Genomic DNA, 19,509 nt, shown 5'->3' with positions numbered 1-19,509 from the left:
CACCCTCATGACGTGTCGCCGAGGGTAATGGAGTGCAGCGGCACCGGGTGGCCAATGTGATGACCCTGGACGTAATCCACCCCCATTTCCCGCAGCACCTGCAGGATGGCTTCCGACTCCACGAACTCGGCGATGGTCTGTTTGCCCATCACGTGGGCGATATCGTTGATGGACTGTACCAGGGCCCGGTCGGTCTCGTCCTGAGCCACGTCGCGCACGAACAGTCCGTCGATCTTCAGGTAATGCACCGGCAGGTCGCGTAGATAGCCGAAGGACGACATGCCACTGCCAAAGTCATCCAGGGAGAAGCGGCAGCCGAGTGATCCCAGGGAAGAGAACAGGTGCCGGGCGTTGTCCAGGTTGCATATCGCCACGGTCTCGGTCACCTCGAAGCAGAGTTTCTCCGGTGGCAGATTGGACTCCTGCAAGGCTTCCAGCAGGAACTTGAGAAACTCACTGTTGCCCACCGAATGCCCTGACAGGTTAATGGCACAGGCATCCAGATGGCCCATGCGATCACGTTGATCGCACATCCAGTCCAGCGCCTGGCGCACCACCCAGCGGTCGATGCGGGTGGAGAGGTTGTAGCGTTCCGCCGCCGGCAGGAATGCCGATGGTGGGATCAGCTTGTCATCGTGATCACGCATGCGCACCAGGATCTCGAAGTGCGTCCCCGCTTCCTGTCCCTCTGGAGCCGCCGGCCGGATGGGCTGACAGAAGAGTTGCAGCCCGTTTTCCTCCACCGCCGAGTGGATGCGGCTCACCCAGTGCATGTCCCCCTGCATGCGCATCAGGCTGGTATCGTCCTTCTTGAAGGCATGCACCCGGTTGCGGCCTGTGTCCTTGGCGGCGTTGCAGGCGGTGTCGGCCGCGGATAGCAGGGTGATGCCGCTGCTGCTCTGGCGGTTCACGGGCACCAGCCCCACACTCACGGTGAGCGAGAACTGGCGGCTCTCCCAGTGGAAGCGGTAGTTCTCTATCAGTTCACGCATCCCCTCGGCCAGGCGCATGGCCTGTTCGGGACTGACCTCGTGCAGTATCGCTGCGAATTCATCTCCCCCCAGGCGCGCCAGCGCGTCTCCCTGGCGGGCGTGATCGGTGAGCAGGGTGGCAATGCGACGCAGCAGTTCATCGCCGGCCTGGTGGCCGCTGGTATCGTTGATCAGCTTGAACTGGTCCAGGTCCAGATAAAGTAAAGCGTGCTGTACATGCCGACGCCTCGCATCGTGCAGGGCGCGCTCCAGACGGAACATGAGTTCGCGGCGATTGAGCAGGCCGGTGAGCGGATCGTGGCTGGCCTGATAGTCCAGCTGGGTGGACATGGAACGGTATTCCGTAGCGTCCTGAAAGGTGATCACCGCCCCGCTGGCAGTGGTCCCCGCGCGAAGCGGCGTGATCGCCAGATGGACCGGCAGGGCCCGGCGGTCCCGGCGCCAAAGTACGGTTTCCAGCCGTTCCAGGGGTTGTCCGCTGCGCAGCACCTGATGCAGGGGGGAGTCTGACCAGGGGACCGGCGTGCCGTCCTCGCGGGCCTTGAGCAGCAGTCCATGGGCAGCGCGGCCCAGCAGGTCCGGGCGTGCATAGCCCAGTTGTGTGAGTGCCTGCTGGTTCACATAGGTGATCTGCCCCTGGTCGTCCACCGCCAACAGGGCCATGGGCGCCTGGTCCAGAAGCTGGTGCAGATGCCTGGCCAGTTGCGGTGGCTCCGCGGGGCCGGAGGGCTCGGGCAGCGGGTTGCTCTCATGGGCCTTGGCCGGTTGGGTGCCACCCTGTGGATCCGGGATCTCCATCATCAGGCCCTGGATGACGGCCCGCTCGGGGCGCCCGTCATGGATGTAGGCACCCATGTCTCGAACCCAGTGGGGTCGACCGTCCCGGTCCTGGAGCCGGTACTCCAGGCAGTAGGCACGCTGGATCTCACGGGTTTCCTGCAGGGCATCGAGGACCGCATCCCGGTCATCCGGGTGGAGATGAGCCAGCCAGCGGTCATGATCCTTGAGAAACCGGCCCTGGCCCTGGCCGCTCATCCACTGCTTCAGGCGTGGACTGATGTAAATGCGCTTCAGTTCATCCACGGCCTTGGCCATGTAGGGAATCATGGTGGGCACGTGATCACTGCCCTGCCAGGCATCGGGCACCCTGTCCATGGCATGAACCTGGGCGATGACGCGCTCCAGATCACTGGGCGCTGGTTTGTCCTTCGCCCGGGATGGACCGGTAGAGGGGCGGAGTAGAGTCTTGCTCATGAGTTTCCCTGACACGAGGTCCTGTTGCGTCTTCCACTTCAGACTATAGACCAGCCCGTGGGTCGCAGGGGAGGGGGTGGCTGGCAAGCAGCCCCCTCACCACCTCCCCTGCCAGGGTCAGCCCGAACAGGGCAGGCAGATACGAGATCGTCCCGTTCACCGCCCGGGGGCGACCGGACACCTGCCCATCAATGGGCCGGTGCTCGCTTCCCTTGATGGGTGTCTCGATGGAATACACCACCGGGTAATCCAGATGCCCCCCCAGACGACGCAGGCGCTTGCGCAGCTCACGCGCCAGGGGGCACTTCTCGGTTGCTGCCAGCGGGCCCACGCGAATGGCGGTGGGATCCAGCCGCCCTCCGGCACCCATACTGGAAACCACCGGCACCCCGCGTTGCTGACAGGTATGGACCAGGGCCGCCTTGCAGGCAATGGAGTCGATGCCGTCCAGCACGAAGTCGCAATCTGCCGGCAGCAGGTCCGCGACATTGTCCGGGCTGAGGAAGTCCTGCAGCACGGTCACCCGTGCGGCCGGGTGGATATCGGCGATGCGTTCGGCCATCACCTGGGCCTTGGGGCGTCCCAGGGTGGAGTGCAATGCCACCAGTTGACGATTGAGGTTGGAGGGGCCCACCACGTCGTGATCCAGCAGGGTGATCTGGCCAACGCCAGCCCGGGCAATGGCCTCGGCAGCACTGGCGCCCACGCCGCCCAGGCCGGCGATGAAGACGTGGCAGCGGCGCAACTGTTCCAGGCCTGCGTCTCCCAGGAGCATGCGGGTACGTTCGTGGATGTCGGGTGTTTCGGTCACGGATGTCTCAAGCGTCGGGTTGGCTGGGTGGATCGGCGGGCAACCGGAACAGGCGGCGGGCGTTGTCGGCGGTGGCCTGGGACACCCTGAACGGGTCGTCTTCACGCAGCTGAGCCAGGGTGTGGATGATCTCGGGCAGGAACGCGGGCTCGTTGCGTTCACCCCGGTGAGAGGCACCGGGCTGATCCGGTGCGTCGGTCTCCACCAGGATCCCTTCCAGTGGCAGTTCGCTCACCAGGCGCCGCAGGCGCTGGGCACGGGGATAGGTGATGGGGCCGCCAAAGCCCAGCAGCATACCCTGCTCCAGAAGCTTGTCGGCCTGCTGGCGGCTGCCGGAAAAGCTGTGTACGACGCCCGTAAGGCCCGGCCTTTCGCGCACTGCCCGGGTCACCTTGTCCACGGCGCGGCGGGCGTGAATGATCACTGGCAATCCGAACTGCACTGCCAGGTCCAGTTGCGCGGTGAAGTATGTCCACTGGGCATCAAAGTCCAGGCCCTCAACAAAACAATCCAGACCGCATTCGCCCACGGCCACCGCCGGTTCGCGGCCGAGCCAGTCAGCCAGTTCGTCCAGGTGCTCGGGCCGATGCCGGTCCAGATAGACCGGGTGCAGACCATAGGCCGGGTGGATGCCAGGGTAGCGATGGGCCACGTCGCGGACCCTCTCCCAGTTGTCACGGCCAATGGCCGGCACCACCTGGGCCGCGACGCCAGCGGCACGGGCGCGCTCCCAGCAGGCCTCCCGGTCGGGCTCGAAGGCCTCCACATCGAAATGGGAATGACTGTCTATACTGAAAGAAGGCATGGTTCAAGAATAACCCCAAACCCCGGGGCGTTGAAAAAAACGTCGGGGGACGACACGTTATAGGCAGATCGATTGAGGCCCATCAAGGGTCAAGGGAAATGTCATGGCAGGTTGGTTGACGGGCGAGGTGGTTGAACTCAAGCGCTGGACTCAGCGACTGTATTCGCTGCGGGTGGAAGCCCCCGTGGACGATTTCAAGGCGGGGCAGTTCAACCGTCTGGGGGTCACCATCGATGGCGAGCGCGTGGCCCGGCCCTATTCCTATGTGAATGCGCCCGATGAACGGCCACTGGACTTTTATTTCATTACCGTGCCGGAAGGGTCCTTGACCAACCGTCTGCAGGAACTGGGCCCTGGAGACACGGTGGAACTGATGTCCCGGGCCAATGGCTTCTTTGTGATGGATGAGATCCCCGACGCTGACGTGCTGTGGATGTTCGCCACCGGGACGGCGCTCGGTCCTTATTTGTCCATACTCAAGACGGAGGCGCCCTGGCAACGGTTCGACAAGGTGGTGCTGGTGCACGCCGTGCGTACTGCCGAGGAACTCACCTACCAGGAGACCATCCAGGGCTTTCGGGACCGGGACAGCCAGTTCCAGTTCGTGCCCTTCGTCAGTCGTGAAGAGGTTCGGGGAGCCTTGCCGGGGCGGGTGCCAGCGGCCATCGAGAACGGCCTGCTGGAGCGGCACACGGGGCTGCCGCTGACGCCGGATGTGTCCCAGGTGATGATCTGCGGCAACCCGGACATGGTTGCCGACACCAGCGCCGTGCTCAAGGCGAGAGGGATGACGCGCAACCGGCGTCGCGAGCCGGGCCACATCACCACCGAGAACTACTGGTAACCGTGGGTTGAGGGGAGAAGGGCGCTGCTAGCCTGCCGCCGCGCCATCATCCTCATCCCCCTGCCGCCTGGCACATTGCCGGCACAGGCCTCGCCCCTCCACGATGGGCTGGTCCAGCGCAAAGCCCTGGGCCGACGCCTTTTGACGTAGCGCCTCGGTGACCCCGGCATCTGCCAATTCCGTCACCACGCCACATTGCCGGCAGATGAGCAGCAGCGTGTCGTGGGTTTGCTCGGGCTGGATGCAGCCCACATAACCGTTGAGACTCTCGATGCGATGCACCAGGCCCTGGGCCAGCAGAAACTCCAGTGCCCGGTACACGGTGGGTGGCTTCACGGTGTGGTCGTCTGAACTGAGTTGATGGATCAGTTCATAGGCCTTGACTGCTTCGTGGCTTTGCCAGATCTGTTTCAGCACGCGTTTGCGCAAGGGGGTCAGGCGCACGCCCCGTTCCCGGCACAGGCGTTCGGCACTGTCCATGGCGCTGCGGATGCAGGCGGTATGGTCATGATGGGGGTCGGCATGAGGTGGGTTTTGGGCCATCAGGGCGCTCGTCTGACTGCAATGGCCCCTCATCATACTCAGGTGCAAGGCCAGACCGCCATCTGTCCGGGTGGGCGTGTCATCAGTGGACGCGACCCGGGGCTTGGGATAAGGTTGAAGCACGTCGATCGCGTGTAAATTCTGGGCTCGAGCGGGACAGATCACACCACGCAGGCAGACAACACAAAGGGCCGGTCCATGGGGTAGTCAGGGACAGGATGGAAGGGAATGATCGCTTCTTCAGGGAACTGAAGGCCGCGGGCCGCGCTTGTCTTTTGCTGGCAACCCTTTTTGTTGCACCGTCGGTCAATGCGGCCCCTCCTCCAGTCGTGATCGCCCACGAATCCCTCCCGGACAACGCCATTACCCTGCCCATGCTTCGTGCCATCTTCAGCATGCGCCTGCAGAGCCTGCAGGGAGAACGCCTCACCGTGTTTGTGCTGGACAGTCGTCACCCGGACCACGAGGCCTTCAGCAAGGAAGTGCTCGGCGTCTTCCCCTACCAGTTGCAAAATGCCTGGAACCGCGTGATCTTCTCGGGGACGGGGCGCGGGCCGGTCACCGTGGAGTCCAGTCAGGAGATGCTGCGCCGGGTGAGTCAGACCCCCGGGGGGGTGGGCTACGTGACCGGCCCGGTAGACCATCCGGGGGTTCGGGTGATCAGCATGGAGGCGGGGCGATGAAATGCTCGGGCAAGGGAATCTGCATCTTCCTGCTCGCGCTGTGGGGCCTTGGGGTGGCGCAGGCGCAGGCCGGTGGGCCACTGGAACTGCATGGGTTTGTCAGTCAGGGGTACCTGTATTCCAGCGGTAACGACTATTACGGGCCGAGCCGGGATGGCAGCTTCGAGTTGACGGAACTGGGGCTCAATGCCCGCTACGCGGTCACCCCCTCCCTGGCCCTGGCTGCCCAGGTGGTGAGCCGTCGCGCCGGTGAGCTGTATGACGGCGATCCTCGCCTGGACTACGGTTTTGTGGACTATCGTTTTCTGGACGGTGCGGTGATCGGCGGCGTTCGCCTCGGTCGTGCCAAGATCCCCATCGGCTTCTATAACGAGACCCGGGACGTGGCCACCACACGGCCGGGCATCCTCCTGCCCCAGACCATCTACGTGGAGGGTCTGGGCGTTCGGGATTTCTACATCGGTGTGGACGGATTGCATACCTATTGGCAGTGGTTTACGGACAGGGGCCTGTTCCAGTTCGACCTGGGCCTGGCCGTGCCCACCACCCTGCAGGACGAGACCCAGGCCGCCTTCCTGCGCACCCAGGATGCCCCGGGGGAACTCCTGCTCACCAGCGGCCAGAACGCCCGCCTGCTGTATGAACGGGATGGGGGTGCCCTGCGCCTGGGAGCCACCTATTCCCGGGTGCGTACCGAGTACCGCCCCGGTGATCCGCCACGGCCGCTCGAACCCGGTGAGACGGCGGTGGATGCCCTGGTGCTCAGCGCCGAGTGGAACCGGGAGCGACTGAGCCTCACCACCGAGGGGGTGATCCGGCGTCTTCACCCCAAGGGTTACGGGCCACTCACCGACGGTGCATTCACCGAGGCTGGGTATTATCTGCAGGGCACCTATCGTTTCAATCATCAATGGGAGGGCTTCGTGCGCCACGAACAGCACTGGAACGACACCAGTGATCGCAGTGGCACACGCCAGTCCCGGGAGTTCGGCCTACTGGAAATTCCGGGGGCGGGGCGTGCGCCACATCGCTTCTATCAGCACCAATGGACGGTGGGCGCGGGCTGGCGGCCGACGCCCCAATGGTTGCTGCGGGCCGAGTGGCATCACATTGACGGCACGGCCCTCACACCGCTGGCGGACAACCCGGAATTTGACCAGGGCGGCGGGCAGGCTCGCTGGGATCTGTTCGCCCTGCAAGCCTCGTTCACCTTCTGAACATGTACCAGGAAGCCCTCTCCCAAGGATTTGTCAGCCTGAAGTGGAAGTTTCTGGCCATCTTCGGCGTGCTGCTGCTCCTGCTGCTGGCCACCTTTGCCCTGTTCAGTCATCACAACCTGCAACAGCAGTACGAGGACCAGCGTGCCCTGGAGCAGACCCGCGCCCTGGAGCAACTGGAGGGCCTGACTCAGCAGTCCCATGCGGAATTGCTCAGCCTGGCCCATCTTGTTCCCGCCTTATCCGGCGTGCGGGAGGCCTTGCAGGCGCGGGACGCCGATCGGCTGGCCACCGTCTTCAGCCCGCTGTGGGCGTCCTTGCAGATGGATACGGATCTGGCCATGGCCGTGTTTCTGGACGCCGATGGGGAGGTGATGCTGCAGTCCAGTGTGGGGGTGCCGCCCTGCGAGGACTGCCCCAGGATGCGGGAGGCCATCGACCAGGTGCTGTCCACTGAACAACCCCTGGTGTTCACCCATTGCCAGGGTCTGTGCCTGACCAAGGCGGTGGCGCCGATCCTGGGGGAGGACGGGACCCTGGGGGTCATCGTGCTGGGTCGTACCCTGGGTGATCTGGTGCTCGCTTTCCAGGGCATCTCGCAACTGGATATTGCCCTGATCGAGGACCCTATGGGCAAGTCGTTGCCGGATGGGACGCTGGATCTGCGCCCCCAGAGCCAGGGGGGGCAGTTGGTGGCCCTCACCCGGCAGGACGTGTTGCGACCGCTGCTGGAGAGCAAGACGTCAAGGCAGGTGCAAAGCACCATGGAGGGGCAGGGTCGTCGGGAGGCGCTGATGGGGGATCGCTTTTTCGAGATGATGCCCTTCGACCTGCCGGGAACCCACCCGGAGGATCGCGTCCTGGCGGCGGTCATCTCGGATGTCACCGAGGCTCGAAGACAGATCGCGGCGGCTCGCTGGCAGAACCTGTTCATCGGTCTGGCCGGACTGATGGTCTTCATGCTGGCTGTGGTGGCCCTGACCCGGCAACCCCTGGCGCGACTGCGGCGCGTGGCCCGGCTACTTCCTCTGTTGGCCGAGCATCGCTTTGAGGCGGCCCGGGAGCAACTGGATCTTTCCCGTCGTCCGCGACTGCCCGATGAACTGACCCTGCTGGAGCGCATCACTCTCGGCCTGGCGGATCGCCTGGAGTCCCTGGAACGAGACGTGCAGCGCAAGAATCGATCCCTGACCGAGAAAATGCACGAACTGTCGGTGGAACGTGAGCGCTACGAGCTGGCGGCCGCCGGGGCCAATGATGGCCTGTGGGACTGGAACCTGGACACCGACCGCATCTATTTCTCGCCCCGCTGGAAAGCCATGCTGGGTTGCCGGGACATGGATCTGGGGGACTCTCCGGAGGCCTGGTTCGTGCGTGTGCATCCTGATGATGTGGGCAGTTTACGGCGGGACGTGAAGGCCCACCTGGAGGGGCGCAGTGACTGGCTGGAAAGTGAGCAGCGTGTGCTGCATGAGCACGATGGCTACCTGTGGATGCGCTTTCGGGGCCTGGCGGTGCGTGATGAACAGGGCGTTGCCCGCCGCATCGCTGGGTCCATGACCGACATCACCCAGCAGCGACGCATCCAGGAGCGGCTCAAGCACGATGCCCTGCATGATGGCCTCACCGGCCTGCCCAACCGGACCCTGTTCCTGGATCGGCTCACGCAGGCCATCTACCGAGCCCGCCGTGCCGATTTCGAGTTCGCGGTGCTGTTTCTGGACCTGGACGACTTCAAGATCATCAACGACTCCCTGGGGCATGCCATGGGGGACCGGGTGCTGGTGCAGGCGGGTGACCGTCTGCGTGGGTTACTGCGTCCCGGCGACACCGTTGCGCGTCTGGGGGGCGATGAATTCACGGTGCTGCTGGAGGGCTTGCCCGACGAAGACGAGATCCACAAGGTGGTGCAACGTATCCGCGATGCCATGGCCGAACCCATCCGGGCCGGGGATGAGGAACTCTTCATCACCTTCAGCATTGGTATTGCCAAGAGCACGGATGAGGATCTACGCGCCGATGAGTTGCTGCGCAATGCCGATACGGCCATGTATCAGGCCAAGTCCCGGGCCCGGGGGGGCAGTGCCGTTTTCAATACCGCCATGCACACGCGTGCAGTGGAGAGGCTCAACCTGGAAAACGCCATGCGCAGGGCGTTGGAGCACAATGAGTTCCAGCTCAATTACCAGCCCCTGGTTTCCCTGGATACAGGGCGCCTGGCCGGGTTTGAGGCCCTTGCCCGCTGGTGGGGCGTGGACGGCAAGGCCATCCCCCCGGATGTGTTCATCCCCGCGGCCGAACACAGTGGCCTGATCCTGCCCCTGGGGCGCTGGGTTATCCGCGAGAGCGTGGCCCAGGCGGCCCGCTGGCATCGGCAACGCACCGCCGTCGGCGCACCCTGCCTGCCCGTGAATGTGAACGTGTCGGGCAAGCAGCTGCGGGATCCGGAGCTGGTGTCCGTGCTGGCCGCGGCCCTGGAGCAACACCAGGTGCCTGGGGCCTGCATCAAGGTGGAGCTCACCGAGTCGGCCCTGATCGAAAACGCCGCCCAGGCCCTGGAGGTCATGCAGGGCCTGAAGGCCATCGGCGTTTCCCTGTGCATTGATGATTTTGGCACAGGTTACTCCTCCCTGAGCCAGTTGCAGGACTTCCCCTTCGATGTGGTCAAGATTGACCGTTCATTCGTGCGTCGTCTGAGCGTGGATGCCGGGCACGCCGCCATCATCCAGGCGGTGATTTCCATCGCCGGCGCCCTGGACAAGACCGTTGTTGCCGAGGGTATCGAGACAGTCAGTCAGGCCGCGCATCTGCGCGAGTTGGGATGTCAGCTGGGGCAGGGCTATCTGTTTGCACCGGCCCTTGCGGAAGGCCCAGCCCGGGAACTGGTGCAATCCGACCGCGTGTACCCCCTGTCATGATCGAGCGCGGCGCCGGATGCAGGGCATGGCGCCCACGCCGGGGATCTGGGATGATGACCCCGACCCCCTGGCGGAGGATTCTGCTTGACTATCCCGAATCTGGACTCGGCGCGAACGCGGCTGAGTGAGCTCAAAGAGGAGCACCGTGCCCTGGACGAGGCCATTGAGCGCCTCTCCGAAGGCCCCTTCGTGGATCAGATCCGCCTGACTCGTCTGAAAAAGCGCAAGCTGATCCTGAAGGACTCCATCGCCCGGATGGAGAGCCAGTTGATCCCCGACCTCAATGCCTGATGGTCAGGTGGACTCAGGTGGGCGAGGGGCTGTGGGAGCGCCCCCCGGGGCAGACCCCAAGGTCTGCCCCGGGTTTTGTCAGCCCCAGGTGTCCGCCGTGATGCTGTCGTACCAACCCTGGGCGTAACGGGCCTCCTGGCGCCGGAAGGCATCGCTGGCCTCAGAGGGGCTCACACCGCCTGAGCCAGGCACCCCGGCGATACCGCCATCCTCGAAGCGGTACACCGCCGCTACCGTGATGCCGTAATCGGGGCCGATCAGGCTGTAGCAGGTGTTCACCGTGGACAGCGGCAGCATGTCCTGATCGTTCATGGCCCGCACGATGGCCGCCGCCACCGCCTTGCCCTGGGTGTTGGCCGAATGTCCTGATTTGGGCATGGCGCCGGCGATGCAGGCATCCCCGATCACGAAGATGTCCTCGTCCTTCTCGGACCGGAAGCTGAGCTGATCCACCGGGCACCAACCGGTGTCGTCTGCCAGACCGGCCTCCCGAGCGATGGCGCCCGCCTGCTGTGGCGGCACGAAGTTGAGTACATCGGCCCGAAAGCGGGTCAGTCCCCCGTCGGAGTAAACGGTGCGTGTATCCGGGTCGATCTGCTCCACCTGCCCCCCTTGGGAACTGGGCACCCACTCGATCATGTCCCCGTAAAGGCGCTCCCAGCCGGCCATGAACAGCCCCTGCTTGGAGAAGTTCTCCTTGTTATCAAGGATGATGACCTTGGAGCGGGGTTTGTGCTCCTTGAAGTAGTGGGCCACCATGCTGGCCCGTTCATAGGGTCCTGGGGGGCAGCGGAAGGGATTGCCCGGGGCTACCAGCACGAAGACCCCGCCATCGTCCATGGCGCGCAACTGATCCCTGAGGATGCGGGTTTGCTCACCCGCCTTCCAGGCATGGGGGATGTCCCGGGAGACGGCCTCGCTGTAGCCTTCCACTGCATTGAAGCGGAAGTCGATCCCCGGGGAGACCACCAGCTTGTCGTAGGAAAGCGTGTCTCCTCCTGCCAGGCGCACCTGCCTGGCGTCGGGATCGATGGCGGTGACCGTGTCCTGCACGATATTCACATCGTGCCTGTCCCTCAGCGCCCCATAGGTCTGCTCGATGTCGTCCATTTCGGCCAGGCCGCCGAGCACCCAGTTCGAGCCAAAGCAGGTATGGTAGGTGGCCTTGGGCTCCACCAGGGTGACCTGAATATTGGGGTCGAACCGTTTCAGGTATTTGGCCGTGGTGGCGCCTCCGGGACCGCCCCCCACAACCACCACGTTGGGGCCGCGACGGCGTGCTCCCGGCATGGTGCCGCAGGCGGCCAGTGCGGTGGCAGCTCCTCCGGCCCCCAGTGCACGGAGGAAGTTTCTGCGGGAAAATCTATGTTCCATGATGTAAAGCCCCCTGCTTGTTATTGTCGGCTCAGGTATTCGGCGATGAGTTCGATCTCCTCATCGGTGTAGCCGGTGGCATGACGATCCATGACCGTGGCCGGGCGCCGACCATCGCGGAAGGCCTTCATCTGGTTGATCATGATTTCGGGGGGATACCCGTAGATGCTGGGCATGGATCCGGGGCTGTGCCCGTCGGTGCCATGGCAGGCAAAGCAGGTGGTGGCCATCAGTTCGCCCCGGGTGACGTCTGCCTGGACTACCGATACGGCGCCGATGGCAGCCAGGGCCAGGGTGGCGGATGTAATGTGTTTGCGTATCATGGCGGGCAAGCTTCTCCAGGTGTTTGGTCTTCTCGTCTGAGGCTGCCGATCCTCGGGTCGGCTCCCCAAATTCAATATCAGCATATCCTTAGAATTAATCCGGGTCCAATCGCGGGTTACTTGCGATGGGTCAATATATAGCCAGGCATGGTGATTGATCTAATATGTATAAATCAGGTTATAAGAACCTATTGTCATGAATGCCCTGTCCGCCAAGTTGCCGGACCGTGCCAGCCCTTGGGAGTCTTGAAGAGATGGAATCGGATCGGCGTCAGCATCCCCGTCTGCCAGTGGAGGTGGCGGTGGAATTGTTTCGTGAGGGTCGCCCCGCCCGCAGGGTTCAAACCCGTGATCTGAGCGGTAATGGCGTGTTGCTGCTGGTCGCAGGGGAAGATGCCCCGGTGATGGGGGAGCGGATCCAGGTGCGTGTTGAAGGCACCCTGGGGGACGGAGAGGCTCCGCCGCTGGTCCATGGGCGTGTGGTGCGAGTGGGTGATCGTGAGGTGGCTGTGGCGTTTCTCGATGAGTGATTGCCCGGATCAATACCACCCAGGCGTGCCAGCGGGCCTGACCTTGAACCGCTTGTAACTCCACATGTATTGCTCGGGACATTGCCGTATGAGTGCCTCAACCGCCTGGTTCACGGCCGTGGCAGCCACCTGCGGGTCCTCGTCGTAAAGGGCCTCCGGCGCCGGCATGCACCGGTAACGATAGCCCTGCCCCCGGGGCAGTCGTTCGGCAAAGGCGAAGACCACCGGCGTGTGGCGGTGGGCCGCCAGCTTGGGCAGCAGAGTCATGGTCATGGCCGGCTGACCAAAGAAGGGTGCAAACACCCCCTGGGCCCCCTTGGGAGTCTGATCCGGCAGCATGCCGACGATTTCCCCTCGGGCCAGCGCTTCCTTGATCAGGCGGATGCCGCGGCGGTCCGTGGGGACCAGTTGGGCGCCGGTGGCCTGGCGGGCCTCCCGCAAGGGGGCTTCCAGGGCCTGCATGCGCGGCGGGCGATAGAGGTTGGTCATGGGGCCGAAGCTCACGGCCTGTAATCCGGAGTATTCCCAACTGCCCAGATGCGGCGATACGAAGAAGGCGCCCCGGCCCTGTGCCAGGGCCTGGGTCAGGTGCGTTTCGCCCTCGCCGGCCTGGCGCAGGGCCGCGATCCGTTGAGGGCCGGCATGCCACAGCCAGGGGGCTTCCGTGAGGGTCTTGCCCGTTTCCATCAGGCTGGCCCGGGCCACGCGCCGATGCCAGCGGGCGTCCTGCTCGGGAAAACACAGTGCCAGGTTGATCAGCGACACGCGTCGCAGCTCAGTACGCAATCCCCAGGCAAGCCAGCCCAGTCCCGCCCCCAGGGCGTGATTAACCCTCAGCGGCAGGCGGGCCAGCAGCGTGAAGGCCAGCCGGATCAGCGCTTCCATGAAACGATCGACTCCATTGGATTGGCGGTGCCAGGCGCGTCGGTCTCATCCGCCTGGGGCACGTCATCCAGGCCCACGGACATCAGTGGCATCAAGGTGCGCACCAGGCTCTTGAAGAGATGGGGGTTATCGGCCTCCTCCCGGGCCAGCAACGCCTTCATGCGCGGGCGTTGGGTGGGGGTGCCGTAGCGGGTGGGGCAGTTCTCTTCCTGGATGGGCAGTGCGGCAGAACGGGCAAAATCCTGGATCTGACGCTCCCGTGCGTATACCAGTGGGCGGATCACCCGCAGGTCACCGCTTTCAATCCGGTAATGAGCCTTCATGGTCTTCAGGCGGCCCCCATTGAAGGCGCTCATGAGAAAACTCTCGGCCAGGTCATCCAGGTGCTGGCCCAACGCGATCGCAGTGTATCCGTGCTCCCGGGCGGTGCGGTAGATCAGACCACGGCGCATGCGTGAGCAGAAGGCGCAGTAAGAATGGTTGTCCAGATGTTTTTCGGCCCGCTCCAGGATGGGTTCGCTCACGTAGTGATAGGGCACCTTCAGGTCATCCAGATAGGGAATCAGCGCTCGCTTGTCGGTCAGGCCGGTCTGGGGGTCGATGGTGACCGCGCCCAGTTCAAAACGCACCGGTGCCCGGGCCTGAAAATACAGCAACAGATGCAGCAGAGTGAGTGAATCCTTGCCTCCCGAGAGGCCCAGGAGCAGTCGATCCCCTTCGCGGATCATGCGAAAATCGCCGATGGCGCGACCGGTGCAGCGGATGAGGGAGCGGGAAGGGCGTCTGGGTTGGGTCATGGCTGCCCGACGATAACCACTGGGGGGGCGGTGGGCAAGTCCGGGGAAGACGGCTGTGCCGTGCGGGCAAAAAAAACCCTCGCCATCCCTGACGAGGGCCATGCCATCCTGGCATAAGGTGATTGAAGCGGCGTCCTTGCCTCCCAAGTGGATTCTTTCCACGCCTGGCTGGTTTCAATCCTTGATCCCGGCAATCCAGGGTCCTTTGCCCGGCGCGTCTTGCACCATGGGGAATATGATCCCACACGGAGTGTTGGGTCTGTAATGCCTGAAAAGGCCCTTTTTTGCCGTTTTGCGGGTTTTTTCTGTAGGGATTTTCCTACACGGCGTCGTCGGCCCGAAAAAACCCTGTTCTTGCTCCCTCATGCCAGGCATGTCTGGTCTCAGGACGCTGCCCCATTGCGCCGCCTGGCCTGGGCGTCAATGCCCCCATTTCTTGAACTCTCCGACACATGGATCGTGTCATTACTCTTAAAATATGGAGCAAGATTTCCCCCACCGGTGAGCGCCCATGCCCAGCGACCTTCTTTACCCCAGCATCCAGCCCCATGGCTCCCAGCACCTGAGCGTGGACAACACCCATCGCCTGTACCTGGAGGAGTGCGGCAATCCCTCCGGGCTGCCGGTGATCTTCCTCCATGGCGGACCGGGCGCTGGCTGTGATGTGTGGCATCGGCGTTTCTTCGATCCCGCCCGGTACCGGATCGTGCTGTTTGATCAGCGGGGCTGTGGCCGTTCCACCCCTCACGCGAGCCTGGCGAACAACACCACCTGGGATCTGGTGGACGACATGGAGCGCATCCGCGAGCACCTGGGTATTGATCGCTGGGTCGTCTTCGGTGGCTCCTGGGGTTCCACCCTGGCCCTGGCTTATGCCCAGCGCCATCCGCAGCGGGTGCTGGGCATGATCCTGCGGGGAATCTTCCTGTGCCGGCCCCAGGATATCCAGTGGTTCTATCAGGATGGGGCCGGGCGCCTGTTCCCGGACTACTGGGAAGACTATCTGGCCCCCATCCCCGAGGCGGAGCGCACTGACATGGTGGCGGCCTATTACCGCCGACTCACCAGCGACGACGAGGTGGCGCGCATGGCGGCAGCCAAGACCTGGTCTCAGTGGGAGGGCCGGGCCGCGACCCTGACCACCAATCCAGGCGTGGTGGCGCATTTCCAGGACCCTTATGTGGCCCTGAGCCTGGCCCGGGTGGAATGCCATTACTTCAAGCACCGGTGCTTTCTGGAGCCGGACCAGTTGCTCCGCGATTCCTATCGTCTGGCCGATATCCCGGGCACCATCGTGCATGGTCGTTACGATGTGGTCTGCCCCGTGGATCAGGCCTGGGCCCTGCACAAGGCCTGGCCGGTGGCGGATCTGCACATCGTGCCCGACGCCGGTCACTCCGCCAGCGAGCCAGGCATCACCCGCGAACTGGTGGCCGCCACCAACGCCCTGGCGGACCGTCTGACATGATCGGCCTGCTGCAGAGGGTGACGCGCGCCAGCGTGGAAGTGGATGCGCATACGGTGGGCGCGATCGATGCCGGCCTGCTGGTGCTGGTGGGGGTGGAGCGGGGCGACGGTCCCGCCCAGACCGAACGCCTCCTGGAGCGCCTGCTGGGTTACCGTGTGTTCGAGGATGCCGAGGGGCGCATGAACCTGTCCGTACGCGATATCCAGGGTGGCCTGCTGCTCGTACCCCAGTTCACCCTGGCCGCCGACACCCGCAAGGGCATGCGTCCCAGTTTCACGCCCGCCGCCCCACCCGAGGAAGGCGAGCGGTTATTCAACGAGTTGGTGAGCCAGGCCCGTAACGCCTGGCCGCATGTCGCCACGGGCCGATTCGGAGCCCACATGGTCGTCTCGCTCATCAACGATGGGCCGGTCACCTTCCAGTTGCGCGTTCCACCAGCCTGAAAAAAGGAAAAAGGGGACAGACACCTTTTTCGAAGAGAAAGGTGTCTGTCCCCTTTTTGCCATATTTTGATCGCCCTCGCTTGCGATTGATCAATATCTGCTCGGGTCTTGCTCGAAAGACCTCACAAAAAACACCCTCTAATCAATCCATTACCATTTTCATGGTTTTGGCACGAGTTCTGCTGTCCTCCCTTTGAAGGCTGGTCCGTCCGCTGAACCGCCCCCGAACGACCCAGTATCGGGGGTGGGCCCCAAAAACAAAGGACCAGGCGCCAGAGGGGGATGTAATGAGGCAATGGTTGATTCTGATCGTCGCGGCCATCGGGCTGGCGATTGCGGGCCCGAGCACGGTCTGGGCAACGGACGCGGATCCTGAACGTCCGATCCGGGGTGTGGACAAGATCCCCCAAGTGGTGGTGGACCGCACCGCCCAGATCGAGGAACACGTGCAGCGGATCTTCAATTCGCCTCATGCGTTCACTGCCGACGAGCGCACCCCTTTCTCCCAGGGCATGTGCAACGCCTGCCATGGCCAGGGCATGGAAACCCTTTTCAATATCGATAAGGAAACCCCCGAGCGTCTCAACCAGCCCTGCCTGAGCTGCCACGAGGAAGGTGCCCGGCGCCACTGGAAGGGCAGTACCCACGAATTCTCCGGCCTGGCCTGCGTGAACTGCCATGCCATGCACAACGAGCGCCCCAAGCTGCTCAAGGCCGACACCCAGATTGAGGTCTGCGGGAGTTGCCATCTGGATCGCCGTTCGGATTTCGGCAAGCCCTCCCACCACCCGGTGCCGGAAGGGATCATGCAATGCACCGATTGCCATAACCCCCATGGCACTCCCGGTCCCAACAAGCTGGTGGGGCATACCATCAACGAGACCTGCTTCAACTGCCACGCCGAGAAACGGGGACCTTTCCTCTGGGAACACAACCCGGCCCGTGAGTCCTGCGTGACCTGTCACGACCCGCATGGCTCCATCCATCGCCCCCTGCTCAATGCCAGGGCTCCCGGCTTGTGCCAGCAATGCCATTTGGGCAGCCATTCCGATGTGGGCTTGAGCGGGGCCAGCATGGACTTCCGGGTGCAGGGGCGCAGCTGCCTGAATTGCCATAGCCAGATCCACGGCACCAACCATCCCCGCGGCCACGTCTTCAAGGAATGATGGCGCGGGCGACGGCAAACAGGGGATGAGAGGAAAACACGTCATGCATAAACCACGAAAGACGGCGCTGATCACCGCCTTGTGTGCCCTGGGCCTGGCCCATGTCCCGGCCTGGGCCCAGCCCGATGACGAAGTGCGCGAAGCGGCTCAGGAGGCCGCCGCTGCCATCGCGGACCGACCCGACGTGGAGCACAAGGTGCAGCGGGAGGTTCGTCTCGGCCTGGGCTACCTGGACAATGACTCCTTTCGCCTGGGGCGTTTCACCGGGGTGAATGAGGAAGGCTGGTTCCTGGATCTGGGTTTCCTGCTGCAGGGCCAGGATGCCTACAACAGCGAAAGCGCCCGCTACTGGCGGCTGGAGGGGCGCAACCTGGGCCTGGATTCACGCCGTCTGCGTCTGGATGCCGGTGATCAGGGGCGCTACAGCAGCTTCTTCTACTACCGGGAGAGCCCCAACACCCTCTACCGGGATCTGGGCACCCCGTATCGCGGGAGTGGCTCGGGCAATCTGAGTCTGCCTGAAGACGGGGGCCGGGATGTGGCCGACGCCTTCCTGAGCGAGCGCAACGTGGGCACTTCGCGCCAGGGCCTGGGGGCTGGTGGACGGGTCAACCTGGATACCCGCTGGCGTGCCAGTTCCGCTGTGCATTATGAGCGCAAGGACGGAACCATCATCCGGGGCGTGAACAACAATCACTTCTGGACCCAGGAACGCTCCTCCCTGGTGCCCGTCCCGGTGGATTACGAGACCACCCGGTTCGAGGCGGATGTCACCTATGACGGTGACGAACTCCAGGGCCGCCTGGGATACCGGCTATCCGTCTTCTCGCAACGGGATGGTCGCAGCCTGGACGTGCCGGACGCCACGCGCCCGGACTGGGCCGGGGCAGGGACCGAGACCGAGGCAGGCACCGTGAGCCTGGAGCCCGACAACCAGTTCCACCAGGTGACAGGCTCGCTGGGATACAGCTTCAGCGATTCCGGACGCGTGGGGGCCGATCTGGCGCTGGGGCGCATGACGCAGGATGAACGCTTCGTGGAGGATGTGGCGGGGCTGCCGGGTTCGCTGAATGGGCGGATCAACACCACACTGGTGAACCTGCGTGCCAGCGGACGCCCGCACCCGCGACTGAACCTGCGAGCCGGCTATCGGTATGACGATCGGGACAACCGGACCAATGCCTACGAATACGAACTGGATAGTCGCGTGGTGGCCACACGGCCGGTCAGCTACACCCAGAACCGCTACCACCTGGACGCCAGCTACCGGGTGCAGGACCGCACACACCTGAACCTGGGTGTGGTTCGGGACGAACGCGAGCGCACCTTCTCCGATCGCAGGGACACGGACGAGACAGCCTACAGGATCGGTCTGCGCAGCCGGGCCCTGCCACGCACCAGTGTCAACATGGAACTGGGCTATGCCGAACAGCGGGGCTCCCAGTACGAGCGGGAAACCGGCCCCGAAGAACTGCGCCAGTATTACCTGGCCGACCGGGATCGGCGCACCGCCAGCGTGTATGCCAGCTTCCACATCGCCGACCGCATCCAGGTCACCCCCCGGGTGCAGTGGATCGACGACGACTACACCCGCTCGGAACTGGGCCTGCAACGGGCCGAACGTCAGGTATGGGCCGTGGACCTGTCCTGGGTGCCCACGGATCGCATCACCACCTACGGCTTCTATGCCTATGAGAACACCGAGGCCCGCCAGGCGGGACGCGAGGCTCTGGCGTTTGCCGACCCACGCAACTGGCGTTCCGACCGCGACGACGAGTCCGTCACCCTGGGCGTGGGCGGTGAGTACGACCTGAGGCCCGACCGGCTCACCGTCGGCGCCGAGGTCCTGCACGTGGAGACCTCCGGGCGCATGCGCACCCTGGTGGAAGGCGGCGGAGGTGGCGTGTACCCGAGCCTGGATAGCCGCCTCACCCAGTTCAGCCTCTACGGGGATTACAAGGTCAGCGACAACCTGGACTTTCGCCTGCGCTACATGGTGGAGCGTTACCGGGAGAGGGACTGGGGCACTGACGGCGTGGGCGTGACCGGCGTGGGCAACATGATCCTGCTGGACCATGACAGCCCCGACTACACCACGCACCTGATCGCCGGCGCCCTGCGCTACCGGTTCTGAAAACCACAGGGCCAGACACCATGCCATACCA

Annotated in this window: 18 protein-coding genes; 10 read left to right on the top strand and 8 right to left on the bottom strand. The window is 64.0% G+C overall.

Features of this window, described 5'->3' with window-relative positions; translation table 11 throughout:
- Positions 1–5 precede the first annotated feature (5 nt).
- The 3 genes from ECTOBSL9_RS04200 to ECTOBSL9_RS04190 are packed head-to-tail and all read right to left on the bottom strand — an operon-like array spanning position 6 to position 3,862.
- Complete coding sequence (locus ECTOBSL9_RS04200) at positions 6–2,246, bottom strand: EAL domain-containing protein (RefSeq protein WP_063464012.1); 2,241 nt, start codon at positions 2,244–2,246, stop codon at positions 6–8.
- Between the two features lie 43 nt (positions 2,247–2,289).
- Complete coding sequence (locus ECTOBSL9_RS04195; protein WP_063465998.1) at positions 2,290–3,021, bottom strand: ThiF family adenylyltransferase; 732 nt, start codon at positions 3,019–3,021, stop codon at positions 2,290–2,292.
- Between the two features lie 43 nt (positions 3,022–3,064).
- Positions 3,065–3,862, bottom strand: coding sequence for a TatD family hydrolase (locus ECTOBSL9_RS04190; protein ID WP_063464011.1), 798 nt, complete (start codon positions 3,860–3,862; stop codon positions 3,065–3,067).
- 103 nt (positions 3,863–3,965) lie between these two features.
- Between ECTOBSL9_RS04190 and ECTOBSL9_RS04185 the strand changes: the two genes are divergently transcribed.
- Positions 3,966–4,706 carry a ferredoxin--NADP reductase gene (locus tag ECTOBSL9_RS04185; protein ID WP_063464010.1) on the top strand — a complete coding sequence of 247 codons (741 nt, stop codon included), beginning with the start codon at positions 3,966–3,968 and terminating at the stop codon, positions 4,704–4,706.
- A 27-nt stretch (positions 4,707–4,733) separates the two neighbouring features.
- Here ECTOBSL9_RS04185 and ECTOBSL9_RS04180 read toward each other — a convergent pair whose 3' ends face one another.
- Positions 4,734–5,249, bottom strand: a complete 516-nt coding sequence (locus tag ECTOBSL9_RS04180; RefSeq protein ID WP_063464009.1) for a transcriptional repressor — start codon at positions 5,247–5,249, stop codon at positions 4,734–4,736.
- A gap of 329 nt (positions 5,250–5,578) precedes the next feature.
- Here ECTOBSL9_RS04180 and ECTOBSL9_RS04175 point away from each other — a divergent pair, with 329 nt between their 5' ends.
- The 4 genes from ECTOBSL9_RS04175 to ECTOBSL9_RS04160 all read left to right on the top strand — a co-directional run bounded on the left by ECTOBSL9_RS04175 (position 5,579) and on the right by ECTOBSL9_RS04160 (position 10,358).
- Positions 5,579–5,932 carry a hypothetical protein gene (locus tag ECTOBSL9_RS04175; RefSeq protein WP_082830034.1) on the top strand — a complete coding sequence of 118 codons (354 nt, stop codon included), beginning with the start codon at positions 5,579–5,581 and terminating at the stop codon, positions 5,930–5,932.
- The gene (locus ECTOBSL9_RS04170; protein ID WP_240481043.1) at positions 5,929–7,149 is read left to right on the top strand and encodes a hypothetical protein; all 1,221 of its coding nucleotides are present in this window, start codon (positions 5,929–5,931) and stop codon (positions 7,147–7,149) included. Before ECTOBSL9_RS04175 ends, ECTOBSL9_RS04170 begins: the two co-directional genes overlap by 4 nt.
- A gap of 2 nt (positions 7,150–7,151) precedes the next feature.
- Positions 7,152–10,067 carry an EAL domain-containing protein gene (locus ECTOBSL9_RS04165; protein WP_063464007.1) on the top strand — a complete coding sequence of 972 codons (2,916 nt, stop codon included), beginning with the start codon at positions 7,152–7,154 and terminating at the stop codon, positions 10,065–10,067.
- A 90-nt stretch (positions 10,068–10,157) separates the two neighbouring features.
- Positions 10,158–10,358 carry a YdcH family protein gene (locus tag ECTOBSL9_RS04160; RefSeq protein WP_371259015.1) on the top strand — a complete coding sequence of 67 codons (201 nt, stop codon included), beginning with the start codon at positions 10,158–10,160 and terminating at the stop codon, positions 10,356–10,358.
- A gap of 78 nt (positions 10,359–10,436) precedes the next feature.
- Here ECTOBSL9_RS04160 and ECTOBSL9_RS04155 read toward each other — a convergent pair whose 3' ends face one another.
- Together ECTOBSL9_RS04155 and ECTOBSL9_RS04150 are read right to left on the bottom strand one after the other, a co-directional pair.
- Positions 10,437–11,732 (bottom strand): NAD(P)/FAD-dependent oxidoreductase, encoded by a 1,296-nt coding sequence (locus ECTOBSL9_RS04155; protein ID WP_063464005.1) that lies wholly within the window; start codon positions 11,730–11,732, stop codon positions 10,437–10,439.
- Between the two features lie 20 nt (positions 11,733–11,752).
- A complete protein-coding gene (locus tag ECTOBSL9_RS04150; RefSeq protein ID WP_063464004.1) occupies positions 11,753–12,055 on the bottom strand; it encodes a cytochrome c in 303 nt (100 codons plus the stop codon).
- Between the two features lie 254 nt (positions 12,056–12,309).
- Here ECTOBSL9_RS04150 and ECTOBSL9_RS04145 point away from each other — a divergent pair, with 254 nt between their 5' ends.
- Positions 12,310–12,585 (top strand): PilZ domain-containing protein, encoded by a 276-nt coding sequence (locus ECTOBSL9_RS04145; RefSeq protein WP_063464003.1) that lies wholly within the window; start codon positions 12,310–12,312, stop codon positions 12,583–12,585.
- A 9-nt stretch (positions 12,586–12,594) separates the two neighbouring features.
- Here the strand turns inward: ECTOBSL9_RS04145 and ECTOBSL9_RS04140 are convergent, their stop codons facing one another.
- On the bottom strand, positions 12,595–13,470 hold the full coding sequence (locus tag ECTOBSL9_RS04140; RefSeq protein ID WP_063464002.1) for a lysophospholipid acyltransferase family protein: 876 nt from the start codon (positions 13,468–13,470) through the stop codon (positions 12,595–12,597).
- A complete protein-coding gene (locus ECTOBSL9_RS04135) occupies positions 13,458–14,267 on the bottom strand; it encodes an ATP-binding protein (RefSeq protein WP_063465996.1) in 810 nt (269 codons plus the stop codon). The genes ECTOBSL9_RS04140 and ECTOBSL9_RS04135 overlap by 13 nt, the downstream gene beginning before the upstream one ends.
- 511 nt (positions 14,268–14,778) lie before the next feature.
- Here ECTOBSL9_RS04135 and pip point away from each other — a divergent pair.
- The 4 genes from pip to ECTOBSL9_RS04115 all read left to right on the top strand — a co-directional run bounded on the left by pip (position 14,779) and on the right by ECTOBSL9_RS04115 (position 19,478).
- The gene (pip, locus tag ECTOBSL9_RS04130; RefSeq protein ID WP_063464001.1) at positions 14,779–15,735 is read left to right on the top strand and encodes a prolyl aminopeptidase; all 957 of its coding nucleotides are present in this window, start codon (positions 14,779–14,781) and stop codon (positions 15,733–15,735) included.
- Positions 15,732–16,178 carry a D-aminoacyl-tRNA deacylase gene (dtd, locus tag ECTOBSL9_RS04125; RefSeq protein ID WP_063464000.1) on the top strand — a complete coding sequence of 149 codons (447 nt, stop codon included), beginning with the start codon at positions 15,732–15,734 and terminating at the stop codon, positions 16,176–16,178. The genes pip and dtd overlap by 4 nt, the downstream gene beginning before the upstream one ends.
- A gap of 287 nt (positions 16,179–16,465) precedes the next feature.
- On the top strand, positions 16,466–17,344 hold the full coding sequence (locus ECTOBSL9_RS04120) for a DmsE family decaheme c-type cytochrome (RefSeq protein WP_063463999.1): 879 nt from the start codon (positions 16,466–16,468) through the stop codon (positions 17,342–17,344).
- Between the two features lie 43 nt (positions 17,345–17,387).
- Complete coding sequence (locus tag ECTOBSL9_RS04115; protein ID WP_063463998.1) at positions 17,388–19,478, top strand: MtrB/PioB family decaheme-associated outer membrane protein; 2,091 nt, start codon at positions 17,388–17,390, stop codon at positions 19,476–19,478.
- The last annotated feature ends 31 nt before the right edge of the window (positions 19,479–19,509 follow it).

This window comes from Ectothiorhodospira sp. BSL-9, from assembly GCF_001632845.1.
In the GTDB taxonomy this organism is placed as follows: domain Bacteria; phylum Pseudomonadota; class Gammaproteobacteria; order Ectothiorhodospirales; family Ectothiorhodospiraceae; genus Ectothiorhodospira.
This window is presented reverse-complemented; position numbering and strand designations above follow the sequence as displayed.

Excerpts from the sequence above, each read along its gene's own strand:
- dtd (WP_063464000.1), top strand. The coding sequence starts at position 15,732 with ATGATCGGCCTGCTGCAGAGGGTGACGCGCGCCAGCGTGGAAGTGGAT.
- ECTOBSL9_RS04155 (WP_063464005.1), bottom strand. The coding sequence starts at position 11,732 with ATGGAACATAGATTTTCCCGCAGAAACTTCCTCCGTGCACTGGGGGCC.
- pip (WP_063464001.1), top strand. The coding sequence starts at position 14,779 with ATGCCCAGCGACCTTCTTTACCCCAGCATCCAGCCCCATGGCTCCCAG.
- ECTOBSL9_RS04115 (WP_063463998.1), top strand. The coding sequence starts at position 17,388 with ATGCATAAACCACGAAAGACGGCGCTGATCACCGCCTTGTGTGCCCTG.
- ECTOBSL9_RS04195 (WP_063465998.1), bottom strand. The coding sequence starts at position 3,021 with ATGCTCCTGGGAGACGCAGGCCTGGAACAGTTGCGCCGCTGCCACGTC.
- ECTOBSL9_RS04180 (WP_063464009.1), bottom strand. The coding sequence starts at position 5,249 with ATGGCCCAAAACCCACCTCATGCCGACCCCCATCATGACCATACCGCC.
- ECTOBSL9_RS04120 (WP_063463999.1), top strand. The coding sequence starts at position 16,466 with ATGAGGCAATGGTTGATTCTGATCGTCGCGGCCATCGGGCTGGCGATT.
- ECTOBSL9_RS04135 (WP_063465996.1), bottom strand. The coding sequence starts at position 14,267 with ATGACCCAACCCAGACGCCCTTCCCGCTCCCTCATCCGCTGCACCGGT.
- ECTOBSL9_RS04140 (WP_063464002.1), bottom strand. The coding sequence starts at position 13,470 with ATGGAAGCGCTGATCCGGCTGGCCTTCACGCTGCTGGCCCGCCTGCCG.
- ECTOBSL9_RS04200 (WP_063464012.1), bottom strand. The coding sequence starts at position 2,246 with ATGAGCAAGACTCTACTCCGCCCCTCTACCGGTCCATCCCGGGCGAAG.
- ECTOBSL9_RS04145 (WP_063464003.1), top strand. The coding sequence starts at position 12,310 with ATGGAATCGGATCGGCGTCAGCATCCCCGTCTGCCAGTGGAGGTGGCG.
- ECTOBSL9_RS04170 (WP_240481043.1), top strand. The coding sequence starts at position 5,929 with ATGAAATGCTCGGGCAAGGGAATCTGCATCTTCCTGCTCGCGCTGTGG.
- ECTOBSL9_RS04150 (WP_063464004.1), bottom strand. The coding sequence starts at position 12,055 with ATGATACGCAAACACATTACATCCGCCACCCTGGCCCTGGCTGCCATC.
- ECTOBSL9_RS04190 (WP_063464011.1), bottom strand. The coding sequence starts at position 3,862 with ATGCCTTCTTTCAGTATAGACAGTCATTCCCATTTCGATGTGGAGGCC.
- ECTOBSL9_RS04185 (WP_063464010.1), top strand. The coding sequence starts at position 3,966 with ATGGCAGGTTGGTTGACGGGCGAGGTGGTTGAACTCAAGCGCTGGACT.
- ECTOBSL9_RS04165 (WP_063464007.1), top strand. The coding sequence starts at position 7,152 with ATGTACCAGGAAGCCCTCTCCCAAGGATTTGTCAGCCTGAAGTGGAAG.